This window comes from Pseudomonas sp. SDT291_1_S447 (assembly GCF_054070155.1).
In genome coordinates this window covers 1-521 of the sequence record NZ_JBSVXS010000289.1, presented here as the reverse complement: position 1 = coordinate 521, position 521 = coordinate 1, and the positions used below count along the sequence as shown (strand labels likewise).

Below are 521 nucleotides of genomic sequence, written 5' to 3'. Positions count from 1 at the left end.
GAAACCTTCCAGTACGCGGTTCAGACCCAGGTTCAGCGCCGGGCTGTAGGTGTCCTGCACGGCTGCCGCGACGACGCGAGTGTGTTCGGGCAGTTCGTCGAGGGCCGGCAGTTGGGGTTGTTCGATCTTCTTCAGTTTGGCCAACCATTCCGGCAGGTTGTTGAACATCGCCATACCGGCGTTGAACAGCGTTGAATATTGCCCGGCCTGCTGCGCTTGCAGGCGCAGGGGCAAGGTGTAGAACAACGTGCGGGTCAACTCTGGATGCTGTTCGAGATAACCGAGCAATTGTTCGCTGGCGATGTCGCTGCGGCACAGGTCCTTGAGGCAGGCGTATTCGGTGCTAAGGGCCTGGCCGATTTGCGTCGCGACTTGTGCGTCGAAGTACCAGGCCGAACGATGGAAGCGTCCGGCGACCAGCAGTTGCGTACGGTCGGCGGTGATCCGTTCGAGCAAGCGGTTCCAGCGGCCGAGGTTGTCGCGGTGACGGTTGAGGACTTCGTCCATGGCCGGGCGGTCGA

General features: G+C 61.6%; 1 pseudogene. It reads right to left on the bottom strand.

The features are described from left to right. Positions 1-521 (bottom strand): annotated as a pseudogene (locus ACW9IR_RS29590) (toxin VasX); the annotation flags it as partial.